General features: G+C 66.9%; 17 protein-coding genes. 11 read left to right on the forward strand and 6 right to left on the reverse strand.

Going from position 1 to position 15,684, the window contains the following annotated elements:
* The first annotated feature begins 320 nt into the window (after positions 1 to 320).
* The gene (locus tag QF037_RS48645) at positions 321 to 2,528 is read left to right on the forward strand and encodes an FtsX-like permease family protein (RefSeq protein ID WP_307036742.1); all 2,208 of its coding nucleotides are present in this window, start codon (positions 321 to 323) and stop codon (positions 2,526 to 2,528) included.
* Between the two features lie 283 nt (positions 2,529 to 2,811).
* On the opposite strand, the gene QF037_RS48650 is transcribed toward QF037_RS48645, so the two are convergent.
* Entirely contained in the window at positions 2,812 to 3,681 is an 870-nt protein-coding gene (locus QF037_RS48650) for an esterase/lipase family protein (protein WP_307036744.1), read from the reverse strand.
* A gap of 235 nt (positions 3,682 to 3,916) precedes the next feature.
* Here QF037_RS48650 and QF037_RS48655 point away from each other — a divergent pair, with 235 nt between their 5' ends.
* Genes QF037_RS48655 through QF037_RS48665 form a run of 3 tightly spaced genes read left to right on the forward strand, consistent with a single transcriptional unit; the run spans position 3,917 to position 4,864 of the window.
* The gene (locus tag QF037_RS48655; RefSeq protein ID WP_307036746.1) at positions 3,917 to 4,252 is read left to right on the forward strand and encodes a type II toxin-antitoxin system RelE/ParE family toxin; all 336 of its coding nucleotides are present in this window, start codon (positions 3,917 to 3,919) and stop codon (positions 4,250 to 4,252) included.
* Positions 4,249 to 4,572 (forward strand): helix-turn-helix domain-containing protein, encoded by a 324-nt coding sequence (locus QF037_RS48660; protein WP_307036748.1) that lies wholly within the window; start codon positions 4,249 to 4,251, stop codon positions 4,570 to 4,572. Before QF037_RS48655 ends, QF037_RS48660 begins: the two co-directional genes overlap by 4 nt.
* Positions 4,535 to 4,864 carry a transposase gene (locus QF037_RS48665; protein WP_373463929.1) on the forward strand — a complete coding sequence of 110 codons (330 nt, stop codon included), beginning with the start codon at positions 4,535 to 4,537 and terminating at the stop codon, positions 4,862 to 4,864. The genes QF037_RS48660 and QF037_RS48665 overlap by 38 nt, the downstream gene beginning before the upstream one ends.
* A gap of 33 nt (positions 4,865 to 4,897) precedes the next feature.
* Here QF037_RS48665 and QF037_RS48670 read toward each other — a convergent pair whose 3' ends face one another.
* From QF037_RS48670 to QF037_RS48680, 3 genes are all read right to left on the reverse strand, one after another.
* The gene (locus tag QF037_RS48670) at positions 4,898 to 6,094 is read right to left on the reverse strand and encodes an IS110 family transposase (protein ID WP_307037799.1); all 1,197 of its coding nucleotides are present in this window, start codon (positions 6,092 to 6,094) and stop codon (positions 4,898 to 4,900) included.
* A gap of 437 nt (positions 6,095 to 6,531) precedes the next feature.
* Entirely contained in the window at positions 6,532 to 8,076 is a 1,545-nt protein-coding gene (locus QF037_RS48675) for an MDR family MFS transporter (protein WP_307036749.1), read from the reverse strand.
* Between the two features lie 15 nt (positions 8,077 to 8,091).
* Positions 8,092 to 8,688 carry an NADPH-dependent FMN reductase gene (locus tag QF037_RS48680; protein WP_307036751.1) on the reverse strand — a complete coding sequence of 199 codons (597 nt, stop codon included), beginning with the start codon at positions 8,686 to 8,688 and terminating at the stop codon, positions 8,092 to 8,094.
* 114 nt (positions 8,689 to 8,802) lie between these two features.
* Between QF037_RS48680 and QF037_RS48685 the strand changes: the two genes are divergently transcribed.
* Complete coding sequence (locus tag QF037_RS48685; RefSeq protein WP_307036753.1) at positions 8,803 to 9,534, forward strand: TetR/AcrR family transcriptional regulator; 732 nt, start codon at positions 8,803 to 8,805, stop codon at positions 9,532 to 9,534.
* Between the two features lie 359 nt (positions 9,535 to 9,893).
* Here QF037_RS48685 and QF037_RS48690 read toward each other — a convergent pair whose 3' ends face one another.
* Positions 9,894 to 10,547 carry a TetR/AcrR family transcriptional regulator gene (locus tag QF037_RS48690; protein ID WP_307036755.1) on the reverse strand — a complete coding sequence of 218 codons (654 nt, stop codon included), beginning with the start codon at positions 10,545 to 10,547 and terminating at the stop codon, positions 9,894 to 9,896.
* A 73-nt stretch (positions 10,548 to 10,620) separates the two neighbouring features.
* Here QF037_RS48690 and QF037_RS48695 point away from each other — a divergent pair, with 73 nt between their 5' ends.
* The 3 genes from QF037_RS48695 (at position 10,621) to QF037_RS48705 (ending at position 12,979) form a co-directional block, all read left to right on the forward strand.
* Entirely contained in the window at positions 10,621 to 11,043 is a 423-nt protein-coding gene (locus QF037_RS48695; RefSeq protein WP_307036757.1) for a Dabb family protein, read from the forward strand.
* Positions 11,044 to 11,981: 938 nt separating this feature from the next.
* Positions 11,982 to 12,191, forward strand: a complete 210-nt coding sequence (locus tag QF037_RS48700) for a DUF6243 family protein (RefSeq protein ID WP_307036759.1) — start codon at positions 11,982 to 11,984, stop codon at positions 12,189 to 12,191.
* A gap of 299 nt (positions 12,192 to 12,490) precedes the next feature.
* Positions 12,491 to 12,979: a GNAT family N-acetyltransferase gene (locus tag QF037_RS48705; protein ID WP_307036761.1), complete on the forward strand. Its 489-nt coding sequence runs from the start codon at positions 12,491 to 12,493 to the stop codon at positions 12,977 to 12,979.
* Here the strand turns inward: QF037_RS48705 and QF037_RS51325 are convergent.
* Positions 12,877 to 13,122: a glycosyltransferase gene (locus QF037_RS51325; protein WP_373463930.1), complete on the reverse strand. Its 246-nt coding sequence runs from the start codon at positions 13,120 to 13,122 to the stop codon at positions 12,877 to 12,879. The genes QF037_RS48705 and QF037_RS51325 overlap by 103 nt on opposite strands.
* A 186-nt stretch (positions 13,123 to 13,308) precedes the next feature.
* On the opposite strand from QF037_RS51325, the gene QF037_RS48715 reads away from it, so the two are divergent.
* The 3 genes from QF037_RS48715 to QF037_RS51335 are packed head-to-tail and all read left to right on the forward strand — an operon-like array spanning position 13,309 to position 15,678.
* Entirely contained in the window at positions 13,309 to 14,931 is a 1,623-nt protein-coding gene (locus QF037_RS48715) for an IS1182 family transposase (RefSeq protein ID WP_307036763.1), read from the forward strand.
* Positions 14,932 to 14,968: 37 nt separating this feature from the next.
* Entirely contained in the window at positions 14,969 to 15,259 is a 291-nt protein-coding gene (locus tag QF037_RS51330; protein ID WP_373463931.1) for a polymorphic toxin type 33 domain-containing protein, read from the forward strand.
* Between the two features lie 20 nt (positions 15,260 to 15,279).
* Positions 15,280 to 15,678, forward strand: coding sequence for a DUF4279 domain-containing protein (locus QF037_RS51335; RefSeq protein WP_373464002.1), 399 nt, complete (start codon positions 15,280 to 15,282; stop codon positions 15,676 to 15,678).
* Positions 15,679 to 15,684: the final 6 nt, after the last annotated feature.

Genomic DNA, 15,684 nt, shown 5'->3' on the forward strand with positions numbered 1-15,684 from the left:
CGGGAGTCGTCCGCCCCATCAGTAAGAGTGTGACACGCTGTACGACAATGCATTGGTACCGTGTACTCGACTATACGCACAGCGTATAGTCGACCTGGGCATCGCAGATGGCTTTCACCCCCTTCCGCTGCCCATCCCTGCGCCGCGAGACGGCACCCTGTCCCCAGTCGTACGAGAGGAACATTGTGAGCCCGCCTGCACGTCGGCACCTCGGAGGTCTCCGCGCACTCGCCCTCGGCGCTCGACTCGCACTCTTCGGCGGGCGGAACAGTGCGATCCGTACCTCCTTTACAGCGGTCGGAGTGGGGTTGGGTGTGGCAATGTTGCTGTTCGCCGCGTCGGTGCCGACCGCCAGACATCACCGGGACCAGCGGATCCACCACCGCATCGATGTCAACCTCAGCGACCGCGCCATCACGCGCTCGGATCACACTGTTCTTATCAGGGACATCGACACCGTGTTCCGGGGCGAGAAGATCAGAGGGCGCATGGTGCAGCCGGAGGGGCCTGCGGCACCGCTGCCGCCCGGAGTCCAGCGCTACCCGCGCCCCGGTGAGATGGTCGTATCTCCGGCACTGCACAAACTGCTGGCTGCACCGGGAAACGGCCTGCTGCGCGAGCGCCTCGGCCATCCCATCGTGGGTGAGATCGGCGATGCAGGTCTGCTCGACCCGGGTGAGTACGTCTTCTATCTGGTCGCGAACCACATGGCGGCCGATGCAGGGCAAACGCGACGGCTCGACCACTTCGGTAAGGCCTACGCGAAGAAGCCCCTTTCTCCCGAACTCGTCCTCCTCTGCATTGCAGGAATCGTCGTACTGCTCCTCCCCGTCGGTGCCTTCATCGCCGCGGCCGTACGATTCGGTGGTGAGCGACGGGACCGGCGGCTGGCCGCCCTGCGCTTGGTCGGTGCGAACCGCGGGACGACCGCCACCATCGCAGCAGGCGAAGTCGCGCTCAGCACACTGGCAGGTATCGCCCTGGGGGCGATCCTATTTATCACGGGACGTCAGTTCGCGGGCACGGTTCAGATAGAGGGGCTCGGTGTCTTCACCGAAGATCTCACGCCACAGCCCCTGCTGGCGGCGCTCGTGGTCGTCGCCGTACTCACGCTCTCCCTCGGCATCACACAACTGTCGATGCACAAGGTGGCCGTAGAGCCCCTTGGAGTCGTCCGGAAGTCCGGCAGCACCTCGCGACGCCTGTGGTGGCGAATAGCACTTCCCCTGCTCGGACTGATTTTGCTGCGGATCTCCGTACGCAGCCCTGCCGACCTACACGGCACCTCCGGTGTTGCCCTGGTGGTCATCGGCATGCTCTCGCTGCTCGTCGGAGTCACCGCGGTGCTGCCCTGGGCCGTGGAACGCCTCACCCGGCTGTTTGCCGGCTTCGGCCCGCTGCCTTGGCAACTAGCCCTACGCGGCCTGCAGTTGAACGGCGACTCCGCCACCCGCTCGGTCAACGGAATCGCGGTTGCCGTGGCAGGGGCCGTGGCCCTCCAGACCCTCCTCACCGGACTCTCCCAGAACCCGGTGGACAGCACCGCCCGAGGGGCACACGGCCCCTCCGCCTCCACACGCGTCGCTATCGCCCGCCTCGACGACGGCGGGACGCCAGGGGCGAAGTACGCCCCGGTACTCGCCACGACTCCTGGCGTCCAACGGGCGATTGAGTTCAAGGAGGTGTCGGTGAGCCCCCTGAACGGTGGGTTCCCTCAGGCCGTCCTCATCGCCGACTGCGCTCATTTGCGCCTGCTGGCACAGTTGCCTTCCTGTTCGGACGGGGACGCCTTTCTCACCGCTCCTCCGTCCACGGACACCATGCCCGACATGACCACATGGGCGGCCGGCATGAAACTGCGCATGGACATGTATGGCCCCCGCTGGACAGTGCCGGACATCACCGCAACCGTCCGTGCGACCCCCGCCTATCCGGCAGCGGTTTCCTCTGAACGGACCCTGCTGGCCACGCCCCGGGCGGCCGGGCACACCGCCATCGCACACGCCGTCAGCACGGTCGGCCTCACCTATGCGACCGGGTTCAAAGACGTGCAGGATCACATCCGCACCGCAGCAGCACGGCTCGACCCGGCCTTCAGCGTCGACTTTCCTGGAAAGTCCCAGGGCGACCCTGCCCTCGACGGAGTCAGGCGGGCTCTGCTGGCCGGGGTAACCGCCGTGCTGGTACTGATCGCAGCGAGCATGCTGCTGGGTGCGCTCGAACATGTCCGCGAGCGCGCACGGGTCCTGTCCGTACTCGTCGCGTTCGGCACGCCCCGTCGTACGCTCGCCACATCTGTCCTCTTGCAGTCCGTACTCCCCGTCGGACTCGGTTTGCTCGTGGCGGAGTCGATTGGGACGGCCCTCGGCAGCACGCTGCTCGATCTCGCCGGAAGGCCTGTGACGCACAACTGGAGCACCCTAGTGGCCATAGCCGGCATCGGGGCGGCCGCCTCCCTCGGTGCCGCCCTGTTGACCCTGCCGGCATTGTGGCGTTCGACGCGACCGCAGGGACTACGTCACGAGTGAATCGCTCCCCCGATCGGGCGAGGCAAAAGCCAAGTTCAGGTGCGTATTCGAACCGGACAGGAGCTATCGGTAGCAAACGGGGTGAAACGCAAGATCAGCTGCGTCGCCACCGAAGAGACATACCGCCTATTCTGCCTGTACACGCCGATTCCCGGCAAGCACTAACTACCGCAAACCGCCGCATAGATTACACGAACGTCCTCTCAGGCAACGGCGGGCGCCGCCGGGATGGTCCCGACGGCGACCGAGTCAGTGGTGGCGGGGTGTCAGTGGTGACGGCGTGTCACCATTTTGTGTAGTGGAACAGCGCGGAGGTCGTCCAGGGGGCAGGAGAGCCGGCCGTCTTCCAACCGGTCGCCGCGGAGGGCGAGTTGCGGTACTTCAGCTTGTGCAGCCCCGTCCGGACCGACTTGAGGGCCGCGTGGTCGTCTGTGCCCGGGAGGTTGTCGTAGCGGACCCAGTGCTTGAAGCCGCCCGCGGTCGCCGACGACTCCGAGACGATGGCGTCGCTGTCACTGCCGATCGCCGTCCAGTCGGTGGGCTGCGTGGACTGCGGGTTGTTCTTCAGCCACTTGATGAGCGACGAGTTCTTCCGCATGTCCTTGGTCTGCTGGTACGAGTGCCCCCAGCCCCAGTTGGTCCCCGCGTGCGGCGTCCCCAGCGTCACCACGTCCTCGACGAACAGCTTCTTCGGGAACCCGGCTTCCTTCTTGGCGACGCCGGTCAGCGCGGCGCGGATGATGAGGCCGCCCATGGAGTGTCCCACGAGGTCGACGGACTTCCCCTTCGCCGTGTAGTCCTTGTAGATCTTGTTCGCGAGCTTCTTCCCCAGGTCCTTCAGCCCGGTGTCCCGATCCCCACTGGCGATCCGGAAGTCACAGTTCCAGTCACCTTTGTAGAAGGCGACCCCCCGCACCTTCCCCTTCCACCGGTAGTCCTTGAGGTCCTTGCGGATGTCCTTGAAGTAGTCGTTGCAGTCGAACTTCGCCTCCCACACCGGGTCGTACCCGTGCACCAACAGCACGTCCTCGTTGCTGCTGTTGTTCCCCTTCGGCGTGGTCGCCGCTGCCGCCGGCAGGGCCGTAGCCACGACACCGAGCCCCGCGAACACCGCCGTGGCAGCCGTCGCCACAACCCTCGCCCTGATCCCCATCACACGCTCTCCGTTTCCCCGTTGACCTTGTCACTCCGCCCTGCCCTCGGCAGGACGATCACCAGCATGGGGAGGGCCGGGCGCAAGGGGTACCTATAACTCTTCGGGGTACGAAACGGGGTTCTTCGGGATCCGCGCGCGTCGGTGGCTACGGCGTGGCTGCGGGAAAAGAACGCGCGCTCGACCTATCCGAGGTCCGCGCGAGCTTGCGCTATGCCATTAGGTCGAGCCCGAGGTGCGGAACTGGCTGGACGTACTTCCGCTGCGCCTCTACCGGCGGGTGGAGGACAAGACGGACCGTCTCCTGGACGAGCCGACAACGCTCGGTGAGCCGTACTCTCGTCACCTGGGCGGCAAGCTGCGTGAACTGCGCTTCGAGTTGGACGGCGAAGCTGTACGCATCCCGTACTGGCTCGCCCCAGGACAGCGGATCGTTCTGCTGACGGTGTTCCGCAAGACGAAGATGCGCGAGGCGGCAGAGGTCGAACGTGCACATCAGGCCCAGAAGGTCTGCGAGACCGAGCACGGCCGGGTCGAGCACATCGACGATCGGCGTAGGGAGAGCCGATGAATCACAGCACGTGGAGAACGCGCCGGACCCGGCAGCTTGCGGGAGAGGCGGTCGAGTACGACCAGGAGTACGTCGACGCGCGGCTGGCCGGCGACTTGGGTCAGGCCGTCTCCGACCGCCGGATCGAACTCGACCTGTCCCAGGCGGAGTTGACCGAACGAGCCGGGATGACTCAGCCGCAGGTGTCCCGGATGAAGGGCGGCGACACCGTCCCCACCCTCCCGCTGCTGCGCCGCCTGGCGAAGGCCCTGGGCGGCACGCTGAACCTGGCCATCGACGAGGGTGACTCCAGGGTCGCGTTCACTCTGCACGCGGCCTGAAGCCTGGTTACAACCGCGCGATGAAACTCGCGAACGCGGTCGGGGTGAGGAGCAGGGCGGGGCACTCTCCCCACGCACCCTCCAGTCCGGAAACAAGAACACCTCCGGCCCCACCGGCAAGGGCAACCCCTGGCTCCGCGGCACCCTCGGCGAAGCAGCGATCTCCGCCGCACGGGCCGACACCTTCCTCGGCGCCCGCTACCGCAGGATCATCAAACGCCGCGGCCACATGAAAGCCCTGGTCGCCGTCGCCCGCTCCATCCTGGTGTCCGTCTGGCACCCTGACCGTTGAGTTTTCCGGTCAGAGAACTTCCCAATGACGTTGTCAAGCCGCTGCCGTGACTGGTGGTGTGGCTTGGTAGCACGCTCCGTCGCGAATCATGGCCCACAGGACGTTGGCCCGGCGACGGGCGAGCGCCAGCAGCGCCTGCTTGTGCCCCTTGCCCTCGGCCCGCTTGCGCTCGTAAAACTGCTTCGAGGCCGGACAGTTCCGCAGGCTGGCGAAGGCCCAGAGGTAGAAGGCGCGGAGCAGGCCGCGGTGGTAGCGGCGTGGACGGTGGAGGTTGCCGCTGACGCGTCCGGAGTCGCGGGGGACGGGTGCGAGGCCGGCGTAGCCGGCCAGGCGGTCGGCCGTGCCGAAGGTATCCATGTCGCCACCGGTCGCAGCGAGGAACTCCGCGCTCAGCATGGTGCCCATGCCGGGCAGGCTCTGGATCACCTCGGCGTGCGGGTGCTCGAGAAACCGGGCCTCGATCAGGGCTTCGAGCTCGGCGATCTCCTCATCGAGGGCCATCACCCCCTTCGCCAGACGGGCCACCATGATGGCCGCGAGTTTCTGGCCGGGCAGTGCGGTGAACTGGGCCTCGGCGGCCTCCACGACGGTCCGGGCCAGGGCCGCGCTGTTGCGGACCTTGCGGTTCTTCAGCCACGTCGCGATCCGGGAAGCACCAGCGCGACGGATCGCGGCCGGGGTCTGGTAACCGGTCAACAACAGGACCGGCCCCTTCTTCGTCAAGTCCAATGCGCGTTCCAACGCAGGGAAGATTTCCAGGAGTTGGGCGCGCAGCCGGTTAATCTGCCGGGTCCGGTCGCAGACCAAATCGGTGCGGCGGGTAACCAGAGTGCGCAGGTCGACCGATATTTCGTCGCCGGGCCTCAGGACACCGAGGTCGGTGCGCATGCGCGCCTGGTCGGCGATGACGAAGGCGTCCTTCGCGTCGGTCTTGGCCTGGCCTCGGTAGCCGGCCGAGGCGCGGTGGATGGCTAGGCCGGTGATGTAGGTGATGCGCTGGTCGTGGCTGACCAGCAGACCGAGCAGGAGCGCGGCCCCGCCGTGGTTGATGTCCACCGCCCACAGCACATCCCGCGACAGCTCCAGTACGTCAGCGATGAGCTGGAGCAGTTCAGCCTCGTCGTTCGGAATCCGACGCGACAGCAGTCGCTTGCCCTGGGCGTCGATCACCACGCAGTGGTGATGTTCCTTGCCGATGTCCACTCCGGCCCAGATCTCGGGCACAGCCACCTCCGTCAGCTCGTCGTACACCAACCCAGCAGACGACCTCGCCGACGTTGTCCTACAAAGCGATCGCGTCGCGTCTCCCAATTAGCGGTCGAGTCGTCGCGGGGTTCCGGGCGGCCAAGTTCTCTGAGCCATCCAGCGGCGACTCCATGACAGCCATACCCGGAACCCCTGGGCCCCGCCGATCTTACGAATGACCAGCTCAGACCCACATCAAGAAAGGTAGGACTCCGTGATCCACAAGAGCCGTGCTCGTCTCATGCCCGGGCGATGCGCCTGCGCAGGCTGATGCCGAGGTCGTCGACGCTCAGGTAGAGGGAGTTGTCCTTGACCCTGGTGATGCGCAGTTGGCGGTCTGGCTGCAGACGCATTCGATGTCGAACCTGCGACACCCGCTTCAGGAGGGAGCCGTTTCTTGCTCCTGTCTGCGGGGGCGACCCTCAGGAAGAGTTTGTGCCCCGCAGCGGGACCTCCCGGATCAGCCAGGACACCGCGAACGTCACGACGCACAGTGCGGCCGTACCGAGCGCGACACCGTGCAGTCCGTCGACGACGCCGGCCCGGAACGCGTCCTGGACCGGGCCCGGCAGGTCCCGCAGCAGCGCGGGAGTGAGCTCCTCGTCGGTCAGTCGCTGTCCGTCGGCGCCGAGCCGGTCCGTGACGGCGGCGGTGAGACGGTTCGTATAGACGGAACCGAGGACTGCGACGCCGAGCGAGCCACCGATGGTTCGCAGCAGTGTCTGGGTGCCGCTGGCCGCGCCCATGTCGCGCGGTTCGGCGCTGTTCATCGTGATCAGCATCGTCGGCTGCATCAAGCAGCCGATCCCCACGCCGAGCACGAACGTCAGACCGGAGGCCAGACCCGCGGTCGTGCCGGTGCGGAGCGTCAGGAGGGCCAGGGCACCTACCGTGGCCAACGCGCCGCCCGCGATCGGGTAGGGGCGGTAGCGGCCGCCGTCGCTCACGCGCCGCCCGATGGCGAGTTGCGCGCCGATCATGCCGAGCATCAGCGGGATGAGCAGCAGACCGCTCTCCGTGGACGACATGTCCTGCACGAACTGCATGTACTGCGGCAGATAGCTCGCCGCCGCCAGCATGGCCGCACCCGTGACGAAGCTCAGGACCTGCGCCACCGTGAAGTTGCGGTCGTGGAACAGCCGGGGTGGGATCACCGGCTCCGGGGCGCGCCGCTCCACGCGCACGAAGGCGGCGAGTGTCGCGACGAACACCAGGCCGAGCCCGATGATCTGCGGTGATGTCCAGGCGTACGTCGTCCCTGCCCAGCTCGCGAGCAGTGTCAGGGCGAGGATCGCGACGGTCAGCAGCCCCGCGCCGGCCAGGTCGATCCGCGCCCTGACGCGTTCGCCGCGCAGTCGCACCCCGAAGCCGACGAGGGTGAGTGCCATGACGCCGACCGGCACATTGACGTAGAACACCCATCGCCAGTCCCACTGGTCGGTGAGGAAGCCGCCGACCAGCGGCCCGCCGATCGTCGCGGCAGGTAGTAGTACCCCGATGAGCGACTGGGCCCGCCCGGCCTCCGCGGGAGCGAGCAGCGTGCCGATGAGTGAGAGGGCTCCCACAAACAGGCCGCCCGCGCCGAGGCCCTGCAGCGCCCGGACGGTGATCAACTGCCCCATGTCCTGCGCGATTCCGCACAGTACGGAGCCGACGAGGAAGACCGTGATGGACGCGAGGTAGCTGCCCTTGCGGCCGTACAGATCGCCGAGCTTGCCCCATATCGGTGTGGAGACGGCCATGGTGAGCAGATACGCGGTGAGCACCCAGGACAGCTGGTCGAGACCGCCCAGGTCGCCGACGATGGTGGGCAGGGCGGTGCCGACAACGGTGCCGTCGAGCGTGGCGAGCACGATGCCGAGCAGCAGGCCGAGGATGACGAGTCGGGAAGGTGGGGCATCGGTCTCGTCGGGTGTGGTGACTCCGGGTTGCTTCTCGTTCCTACCTTGCTTCTGGAAGTCCGTCACGGTTCCGGGGCCGGCTCAGGCGACGTACGAGTGAAGAGCCTTGGCGGTACGCAAGGCGTGGCCCCACCAGGCCAGTTGATCGAGCAGTGCCTTCGCGGCGGTGTCGGCGGCCGGGTCCTTGACGGCGCCGGACTCGTCGAATCGGCTCCAGGCTTCGTGGAAGCTGACCGTGTTGCGGATAGTCGTGGCATTCAGCTCGGCCATGACGACCCGGAGATGCTCCACCGCGCGCAGACCGCCCGACAGACCCCCGTACGAGACGAACGCGACCGGCTTGCCGTGCCACTGCTCGTTGTGCCAGTCGATGGCGTTCTTGAGGGGTGCCGGATAGCTGTGGTTGTACTCGGGCGTGACGAACACGAACGCATCGGCGGCGGCGAGCCGCGGCGTCATGAGGGCAAGCGCCTCCTCGGTACCGGGCGGCGGCTGCTGGCCGAAGGCCGGGAACACCGTCGGCAGCGGGATCTCCGCGAGGTCGACGACATCGGCGCTCATGTCGTGGCGCTGCTCGAGGTGGCGGCTGAGCCACTTCGTCACGACGGGCCCGAAGCGGCCCTCGCGGGTGGAGCCGACGAGTACGGCTACGCGGAGTGGCGCGGTGGTGGCAGGCATGGCGGATCCCCTGGTTGTGTACGTCGTATCTTGATAAGTACAACGTACACATTGATGTGTACGCCGTCTACCAGGGATACGCTGTACGCGACATCGATGAAGAGGAGCTGTGCCATGGCGGCGCGGAAGCAGGACGAGAGCAAGGTCGTGGAGCCCTCTCTCTGGGAGCGCATGGAGCGGCCCGCCTCAGCACCCCGGGCCTCGCTGAGCCTGGAGCGGATCGCCGCCGTCGCGGTCGAGATCGCCGACGAGGAAGGCGCCGCCGCCGTCACCATGCGCCGTCTCGCCACGAAGCTCGGCGTCGCCCCCATGGCGGCCTATCGGCATGTGGCAGGCAAGGACGACCTCTGGGCGCTCATGGTCGACCGGGTCTCCCGGCAGCTGGCCGCGCCGGACGACGCGGCCAGCTGGCGGGAGGTGCTGCGCTCCTTCGCCCTGCAGACACGGGAGTTGATGTTGGCGCACCCATGGATGGGATCCATTCCGCTGATCTCGCTCACGCCGTCGCGGATGGCCGTGGCCGAACGGCAGTTGGCTGCGCTCGCCGCGTGCGACCTGGACGCCGACTCGATGATGGCCGCCTTCCGCACCGTCAACTCCTATGTGCACGGCTCGACCCAGGCCGAGATCGTCCTGCGTGAGTATCAGGAGCGGCACGGCTGGGTCGGCGGTGACGAGACCCGTCAGGCGCTCGCTCCGCAGATGAACTACCTGATGAGCACGGGCCGTTACCCGACCTACGAGCGTTACGGCGCGGAGGCGGCGTGCAAGGATGACCACACTTGGGCGTTCGAGTTCGGCCTCGACTGCGTGCTTGACGGCATCTCGGAGCGCCTCGGCATCTGACACCACGGCCGCCCCCGTCGACGCCGACCGGGCCCGCACCGCACTCGCCGACGCCGGATTCCCCCGAGCCGTCGTCCAGATCTCCGGCGAGAACGAGCTCACCGTCCGTATCCACCATCTTGACGTCGCTGGTCGTGGGGCTGGTGTGAGTCGTTGATCGTGCGCTCGTGCTGGTCACGGGCGGCTGTCGATGCTCAAGATCGTCTGTCGTTTCGGTGGTTGCGGATCCGCCGGTACCGCGGCGTGAAAGAGACGCCTGTCCCTACGATCCGTGCGGGCGGTGCACGCAGGATCTTCGGCATGGCAGCCCCTCCCTGCCCACCTCGTACCCGAACTGCAGCAACACGCCGAGAGACCGCTCAGTCGCTCCCGTACGCGCGCAGGAAGGCGTCCACGGCCGCATCCGCCATGCCGCGCAGCTCGGCGGCGGGGACGCGACGGGTACCCAGCCGGGAGCGGGACTCCAAGGGGCCGGTGAGCAGGGCGAAGAAGTGTTCGGCGGCCTGCTCCGGGTCGCATGGGCGCAGGCGGCCGGCGAGCGAGAGGCGGGCCAGCCGGTCGGCGAGTGCCGCATGGGGGCGGTGCGCGGTGCGCTCCTGCACGGTCTCGATCAGGTCGGGGAATCGCGCCATCTGGGCGTAGGTCAACCAGCGCAGCGCACGGGCGCGTTCGCCGCAGCAGACCAGCAGCAGCCGCTGGGCCAGGTCCGCAAACGCCACACGCACGTCATCGTCCGGGGCCCGATCGCGCAGCCGCTCGACGACCGCAAGGTTCTCCACCATCAGGGTGTCGGCCGCTGCATCGATGGTGTGACGGAAGAGGGACTCCTTGTCGTTCAGGTGGCTGTAGACGGTCGGCTTGGCCACGCCTGCCTCCTGCGCGATCTCCTGGACGCATGCCTGCTCGTATCCACGCCGCGCGAAGACGGCGAACGCAGCGTCCAGGATCGCCTGCCGCTTGTCGACACGCTCGCGCGAGACGTCACCGGCCCCGCTTGACGCTACTGAACCCATGGGTTCATTTCAAGCATCTACCGGTAAGGAAGAATTTATGAACCAGCGAGTTCAATCGAAGGAGCGGGAAGCCATGATTGTTCACACGCTGCGCTTCGCCTTCAAGGACGGGGCGACCGAGGAGCAGAAAGCCCAGGTGCTCGCGCTGATGCGGCGAACCGGGTCCGTCGAGTCGGTGTCGTTCGCAACAGTCGGGCAGAACCTGGGCGATCCCGCCGAGGGCCTCACCCACGCCTACTGCGTGGGCATCGAGAACCTCGCGGCCCTCGAGCGATACATGCACGACCCGGTTCACCTGGCGGGAGATCCCGAGATCATCCCGCACCTGGCCAAGATCTCCATCGGCCCCGACCTCTCCGACGACATGGCCCCGGAGTTGGCCGGCGAGATCATGGCGCTGCACGAGAAGAAGGCCGCCATGTATCCGGAGTGGGCCGCCCAGCTCGAACCGCTCCTTGAGATACAGATCGCCTCGGGGCCGCCCGATCGTTCATGACCGGACCGGCCGCCCCCCGCGGATCCGACGGTCATGGGCCGCCGGCCGCGTGGGAGAGCCAACAGCCCGTTTCAGTGCAGCCCGCGTGAGCGCGCCTTCCACAGGGGCCTGGCCACCTGACGCGGCAAGGCCGCCGCTATCCCCGTGGCTGCATTCCACCTCGTCTAGCATGGGACCTACCTACGCGCGCTTGCTGCGTCAAGTGCCGTTCGTCGGGACCGCGTTCCGGAGGGTCGGCCGACTGACCCAACAGCCCGCGACTTGGTGCCCCTTTCGAAGGTCGTTGGCCGCGCTTCATCAGTCGCTTCGGCTTCCCCCGCGTTCCCTCGATCCTCGCCGTCACCGCTGGCAGGCCGATCCTCGGCGCGATCTGCTTCGCGTGCATCGGTGACGACGCGTCCGCCGCAATCTCTACGGTGTCCCGGTGGACATCTGGCAGCACCGGCCGCGGCCGAGCAGATCACCGGCATGTCACGCTCGGCTATCGCGGCCTCCGCGGCCACCTGGTCCCTGATCTTCGTCACAAACGTTCATGATCACGGCGGGCGGTCCTCTGCCTGCGGCGCCCCGGCAATCGCCCTGACCGGCACGGACAGGCTGACAATCAAGATCTACAGCTGCCGGGTCAGAGCCCTGTGAGGGAGGGTGTCCGTGGGGTTCGTGGCAGGGACGGGACAGGAATGGCGCTGCAGAACCCCTGCTGGCTTCGGAAGGAAAGGGCTGACTCTGGGCGCTCGCCGAAGGCCCGGCCGACGCCGGGGATGCGGAAAACCTGGTGTGCGGGGCCGACGGAACCGGGTACCGTCTTGGTCATGTTCTTCCAGACGCCGATTTACGAGTGAGAGCGTGATGGGCCCCTGCTGACGTCCTTCGACGTCGCCGCGCCCGTCCCCCACCGATGAATCCGTAGATCACTGCACATCATTCCGGGAGAGCCCGTGAGCAAGAACATCAACAACCCCGTGGGCATGGGCGGCGGCCAGCGCAAGAAGCTGTCCCGCGCCGAACGGCAGAACAATGGTCCGCACCGCAACCTCGACCGCCAGAGTGCCGCCGACCAGAAGGCGGAGCTGGTGCGCAGGATGCGCGAGAAGGCAGGCACAGCCGAGGGCGCCGGACAGCCGAGCGACGACAGCGCACAGAGCTGACGTACTGCCGCCGCAGGGCGGCACCTCATGGGGCAGCAGGGCCCGGACCGTGACGCGCGGTCCGGGCCCTGCTGCCCTACCGGGCGCGGCCGGTCCCGAGCAGCCGCCGACCACGCCGTCTCTTTCTCCGCATCGGTTCGGGCGTCCAGTTGCTGCTGGCGAGCGGCCGATTCGGGGGCAGGGACGGGGCGATCGGGAGCCAAGCCTGGGCGAGCGGTTCCCGGGAGCGGTACAGGAACGCCTGCCCGAGCAGCCGACCCGCCGCAGGAAGGCACTCGCCGGTGCGAAATACTCGTGCGATGAGTTCACGCACTTCCCCGATCAGCCAGCCGATCATGATACGGAGGGCCGTTGCGCGGGATGCCAAACGGCTCACGCGGCTCGTGCGTGGCTCAGGCGCCTACGAGGGTAAGTACGCGGCCGCAGTGGCGGGCTACCGGGTCGGTCCTGATTACATCGAGGCCCACCGCGTCTTTGTGGCCGTCGGCGGCGACGAGCATGGAGGCCGGGTCCTCGGGTTCTACTCGCTTGTCCTCGCGCCACCGGAGCTCGATTTGATGTTCGTCGCCGACGAAGTGCAAGGACGGGGTATTGGACGGCTGCTCGTGGCGCACATGCAGTCCGAGGCCCGTGCTGCCGGGCTCGACCGTCTCAAGGTCGTGTCGCACCGTCCGGCCGAGGACTTCTACCATCGCGTGGGTGCGGTGCGGACCGGGACCGCGTTGGCGAACCCGCCCGCTGTGCCGTGGGACCGTCCCGAATTCGAGTTTCGCATTTCTTCGGAATGACGTGGTGTGCCGGTTGGCGGGGCACCGGCTGTGCCTGCACCGTTGTGCGCCAGGTGCCGGGCGTTGTGGGCCTGCTCGTTACCGGCCGACGTGGCGAGCGGGATGAGGGCGGCTGGTTTGCCAGCGCGGAGAGCTCTGGCCATGTGTCACTCCGTATTCACCTTGAACACAGCTGATGCCACGCCATTGAGCGACTCTGTCGGGGATCTTGGAGTTTCCCGGCGGGGTGGCTTGATCACCGGGCACGCTCAGAGCGGTCTTCTGCTCGCTGCTCTCGTTGAGGTGCTCGATGTCATGTAGGCCCCCGTTCTGCAGTGGAGGTTCCTCCGTTGACCGCGCGGGTGACGCGGGCGAGCAACCCGCAGGGCACTACGGCGATGTGGGTGCGCGACCGACTCGACGGGCTGTGGTGCGACGAGGACTTCACAGCCTGGTATCCCCGTGACGGTCGCCCCGGACTTTCGCCCGCGCAGCTGGCCACCGTCTGCGTGCTGCAGTTCCTGCTCAACCTGTCCGACCGGCAGGCCGCCGAGGCCGTGCGCTGCCGCCTCGATTTCAAGTACGCCCTGGGCCTGGAGCTGGACGATCCCGGCTCCCATCACAGTGTGCTGGGCGACTTCCGTGACCGGCTCGCCCGGGGTGACCGTGCCGACCAACTCCTTGACCTGGCGTTGGCGCGACTTGCGGCGGCCGGGCTGGTCAAGCAGCGAGGCCGACAGCGCACCGACTCCACCCACGTCCTCGCCGCGGCCCGTGATCTGACGCGCCTGGAACTGGTCCTCGAAGCGGTCCGGGCCGCCCTGGAGGAACTCGCCCGTGACGCTCCCGAGTTACTCGATCCCCTGGTCACCGCCGAATGGGCCGAACGCTACGGGCGACCGGTGCGCCTGTGCTCCCAGCCCAGCCACCCGATCGCGCGGCTGACCGAGGCCGGCGCCGATGCCCACGCGCTGCTCGCCCTGGCCCGGGCTCCCGACCGGGCCACCGGTCCCGCACGAGAGGTGCTGCGACAGATCCTGGTGCAACAGTTCATCGTCGACGAGCGCGGCCGGCTGCGGCCGCGCGCCGACAAGGACGGCTTCCCGCCGGGCGGGCGACAGATCCGCTCGCCCTATGACCTGGACACCCGCTTTGCGCTGCGCGGGAACACCCGGTGGAGCGGCTACCTGTTGCATGTGACGGAAACCTGCGATTTCGACCGCCCCAATGTGATCACTGACGTGGCCACCACCGTGCCGACCCGGGACACCGCGGCCGTGCCTGGCATCCACACCCGCCTAAACAAGCGATGTCTGCTGCCCGCCGAGCACCTCTTGGACGGCGGTTACCTCTCGGTGGCCCTGCTCGACCAGTCCGACCGCACCTACGGCGTCACCCTCATCGGACCGGTCAAGGCGAGCGGACAGTGGCAGCACAAAGAGCAGACCGGCTTCGCCCGCGACGACTTCACCATCGACTTCGCGAACCGGCAGGTCACCTGCCCACGCGGCCAGACCGCCAAGAGCTGGGTGGAGGCTCCGGCTCAGGCCCCCTACATCTCCGCCCGCTTTCGCCCCCGCCACTGCGACCCCTGCCCGACCCGGTCGTTATGCGCCCGCGGCCGTGCTGCCCGCACGGTCTACTTCCTTCCCCAACAGCTGCATGAACTCCAGGCGCGTAGCCGCGCCGACCAGCAGGACCCCGCCTGGCGTCAGCTCTACGCCGTGCGCTCCGGAGTCGAGGGCACCATCGCCGAGTTGGCCCTCGGCCACCGGGCGCGCCGCTGCCGTTTCCACGGCCTGCCCAAGACTCACGTCCAGCACGTTCTGACCGCGATCGCTGTGAACATCGAACGCCTTGCCGAACAAGATCCCCAGAACGCCATCCACCGCCCTCGCCGACCGACAGCGTTTCAGCAATACCTTGTGTCGCACGGCTTTCCCCGCCCCTTGTGGTGGCGCCAAGGAAAGTGATCCCCCACGCAAGATCCCCGACAGAGTCGCTCACTATGTGCTTGCCGGGTCCACTCCAGTCCTCGTCCGCAACTCCAGTCCGACTAACCCCGCAGAGAACGCCGACCCTTCGGCGCTCAAGAAGATGAGCGACTCGCAACTGAAGAAGTTGGTGGGTGACGCCCACGAATTTAAGGGCGACGTCGTCGGGAGAACTGCAGCTGTGTCACACTTTGATACCTACGTAGACAAGGGCTTCGGGTACATCTTCCTCATACCGAAGAAGGGCGGGACCCCAATCCCCACCTACCTTCACAAGAGTGGCTCCTATTACATGCCGGACTGTTGACCGAAAAATGGGAAGTTGAGATGCGAAGCGCAAGGCTCGTAATTGCAAGTCCGTCACTGAGTGTTGATGAAATTTCCTCACTCATGGGATGTGAGCCTGACGCTTACCGGAGAAAGGGGGAAGTGCGACAAGGAGCTAGAATTCCCATTCCCGCGGCTGACAGTACATGGGAACTGCGGGAATCGGTTGACGGCGGCACAGCAATCGAGTGCGCCCTCGATGCGCTAATGAATAGAATCTTCCCGCTCGAAAATGAACTCCATAGATTGTCCCAGACGGACTGTGTGTTGAAGCTCTGTCTGGTGCAGTGGATTTCAAAAGAAAACGAGGTTGGGCCTGGGTTTTCACTTGGATTGGAGGGAATTGCATTCTTGGCTAAAATCGGGGCGTTCCTAGACGTCGATCAATATGTCGAATAAATAGTC

The sequence above is a fragment of the Streptomyces canus genome, assembly GCF_030815415.1.
In the GTDB taxonomy this organism is placed as follows: domain Bacteria; phylum Actinomycetota; class Actinomycetes; order Streptomycetales; family Streptomycetaceae; genus Streptomyces; species Streptomyces canus_F.

Excerpts from the sequence above, each read along its gene's own strand:
- QF037_RS48645 (WP_307036742.1), top strand. The coding sequence starts at position 321 with ATGTTGCTGTTCGCCGCGTCGGTGCCGACCGCCAGACATCACCGGGAC.
- QF037_RS48650 (WP_307036744.1), bottom strand. The coding sequence starts at position 3,681 with ATGGGGATCAGGGCGAGGGTTGTGGCGACGGCTGCCACGGCGGTGTTC.
- QF037_RS48660 (WP_307036748.1), top strand. The coding sequence starts at position 4,249 with ATGAATCACAGCACGTGGAGAACGCGCCGGACCCGGCAGCTTGCGGGA.
- QF037_RS48680 (WP_307036751.1), bottom strand. The coding sequence starts at position 8,688 with ATGCCTGCCACCACCGCGCCACTCCGCGTAGCCGTACTCGTCGGCTCC.
- QF037_RS48685 (WP_307036753.1), top strand. The coding sequence starts at position 8,803 with ATGGCGGCGCGGAAGCAGGACGAGAGCAAGGTCGTGGAGCCCTCTCTC.
- QF037_RS48690 (WP_307036755.1), bottom strand. The coding sequence starts at position 10,547 with ATGGGTTCAGTAGCGTCAAGCGGGGCCGGTGACGTCTCGCGCGAGCGT.
- QF037_RS48695 (WP_307036757.1), top strand. The coding sequence starts at position 10,621 with ATGATTGTTCACACGCTGCGCTTCGCCTTCAAGGACGGGGCGACCGAG.
- QF037_RS48705 (WP_307036761.1), top strand. The coding sequence starts at position 12,491 with ATGAGTTCACGCACTTCCCCGATCAGCCAGCCGATCATGATACGGAGG.
- QF037_RS51325 (WP_373463930.1), bottom strand. The coding sequence starts at position 13,122 with ATGGCCAGAGCTCTCCGCGCTGGCAAACCAGCCGCCCTCATCCCGCTC.
- QF037_RS51335 (WP_373464002.1), top strand. The coding sequence starts at position 15,280 with ATGCGAAGCGCAAGGCTCGTAATTGCAAGTCCGTCACTGAGTGTTGAT.